The 2,511-nt window shown below is 41.8% G+C and carries 2 protein-coding genes; one reads left to right on the top strand and one right to left on the bottom strand.

The features are described 5' to 3' along the window. The coding region (locus ACZMB2_RS14000) for a transposase (RefSeq protein WP_487597170.1) at positions 1-1,341 on the top strand (1,341 nt) is incomplete at its 5' end. Positions 1,342-1,524: 183 nt separating this feature from the next. Here the strand turns inward: ACZMB2_RS14000 and ACZMB2_RS14005 are convergent. Further along, a partial coding sequence (locus ACZMB2_RS14005; protein ID WP_487597171.1) for an MATE family efflux transporter occupies positions 1,525-2,511 on the bottom strand: 987 nt, incomplete at its 5' end.

The raw sequence follows: 2,511 nt of genomic DNA on the forward strand, positions 1-2,511 counted from the left end.
GGGCTGGTCACATTAAAAGAACTTTTTATTGACGGTACAAAGATAGAGGCAAATGCGAACCGTTATACTTTTGTATGGCGCGGAAGCATCAATTACCATCTGGCAGGACTTCTGGACTCTATCGACCAGCTTTTTGAAAAATATAATTCTTTTTTGCAGGAGAATGATTATGGAACAAAGTACGAGCTGGGAAATGCACAGATGTTTGTGATCGAAGGGATGGATAAAGTCCGGGAAGTGATCGAAAAGAACAGAAAACGAAAGCTTGTAAAACATAAAAAGCTTTCAAATAACCGTATTATAGAGATCGATAACTGTTCACCGCTTGAAATACGGAAACTCCAGAACAATCTCACGATGATCGCAGACAACGAGGGAATCGAATTCGTTTACGGAAAAGGAAAAAGAAAACCTGCACTTCAACAGCTGCATGAGGAACTGGAACAATGCGGAAAACGACTGATGGAATATAAAGAATGCTTTGAGATCATGGGAAAAGACAGAAACAGTTATTCCAAAACAGATCTGGAAGCGACTTTTATGCGTATGAAAGAAGATCACATGCTGAACGGACAGTTAAAGCCAGCATATAATGTTCAGATCGCGGTAGAGAATTATTTTATCGTACATGGATATGTAAGCAGCGACCGCACCGATTATAATACCCTGATCCCGGTCCTTGAAAAACATAAGAATGCTTTCGGGAGTATTCTGGAAGAAGTAACTGCGGACAGCGGGTACTGTAGTGAAAAAAATCTGCTTTATTTAAAACGGAATGAAATATCCAGTTATATAAAACTGCAGGATCATGAAAAGCGAAAAACACACGCTTATTCAGAAGATATCAGTAAATATTACAACATGCGGACAGGGATCTTTGAAGATGAACAGTTCTATATCTGCCATGACGGACGTGAACTGCGGCATCTCAGGACAGAGAGCAAAGAGCAGGATGGATATACACAGACCTTTGAGGTATATGGTTGTGCAGACTGCAGCGGATGTGAACATAAAGCGCGCTGTCTGTATAAGTATGATGCGGAAAAAGATGCCGAAAAGAACAAAGTCATGAAGATCAATGAACAATGGGAGGAACTGAAAGAAAGATCGCATGCCAATATCCAGAGTGAACGCGGGATCCTGAAACGCCAGACACGTTCCATTCAGACGGAAGGACATTTTGGAGATATCAAGGAAAATGAGAACTTCCGGCGTTTTAATTACCGTTCGGCAGATAAGGTATATAAAGAATTCATGCTGTATGCTATTGGAAGAAATATAAATAAATATCATCGTTTTTTATACGAAAAACTGAGAAAATTTGAAGGAAAAACTGCCTAGAAAAAAATGCGGCTGAAAAAATCCAAACAAGGATTTTTTGCGGCCAAAAACAGAAAGTATTTATCAAAATAAAAATATCCTGAACAAGTTGCAGAGCCAGAAAGCTCTGTAACTGTCAGGATATTTTTGTTTGGTGCTGTCAGCTCTAAAAAACGTTATTTACCGACAGCTCCCTGTTTTGTTTTAATGATATTTATGCATCCGTACATAATAGCTGATGCATAAGATCACAGTGGCTCCGCTCCATGCTGCAATCTCTGCAAAGAAAATACCGTCCTGTCCGATAAAATGGGGAAGGATTAGTGCAGCACTGATACGCATGACAAATTCAGCCATACCACTTACCATAGGCATTAAGGTATCTCCCAGCCCCTGAAGTGCAGATCTGTACACGTACAGGAAGTACAAAACCCAGAGCATGGCAGCCATAATAGAAAGGTATTTAAAAGCAATTGCCAGTACCTCCTGTGTCTGCTGCGGTTCACCTGAGATGAAAAGTGAGAGAATATTTTTTCCAAATAAAAACATGGCAGCAGAAATGATCAGTGAGGTAAGCAGGGAAAGCAGCATACTGCTGCGGACGCCTTTTCTGATCCTGTCAATCTTTCTGGCTCCCAGATTCTGACCCACATAGGTAACGATGGCATATCCATAGGAAATAGCAGCCATTTCCAGCAGACCATAAAGCTTGTTTGTAGCTGTAAATCCTGCTACAAAAAGGAAACCGTAGCCATTGATCACATACTGGACTACCAGACCGCCCACACCGATGATGATATTCTGAAATACAACAGGAATACCAAGCTTCATCAGGCGGGCATTCATGCCGGAGGCAGGCATAAAATCTGCTCTGGTCAGATGAACGATATCAATTCTGCGTAAAATCAGGAAACAGTAAACAGCGGAGAAGCTCTGTGCGATCACAGTTGCGATTGCTGCTCCTGCCACACCCCATCCGAAGCCTGCCACAAAAAGGATGTCCAGTGAGACATTCAGCACAGATGCGATGATCATTGCGGTCAGCGGTGTTTTACTGTTTCCCATAGCCCTTAGAGCAGAGGCAAACATATTATAGGCTGCTGTGGCGGGGATTCCATAGAAAATGATGCGCAGATATAACAGAGACATTCCGATAATATTGGAAGGTGTATGCAGCCCTGTTAATACCAG

Source organism: Hominiventricola sp. (assembly GCF_057604405.1).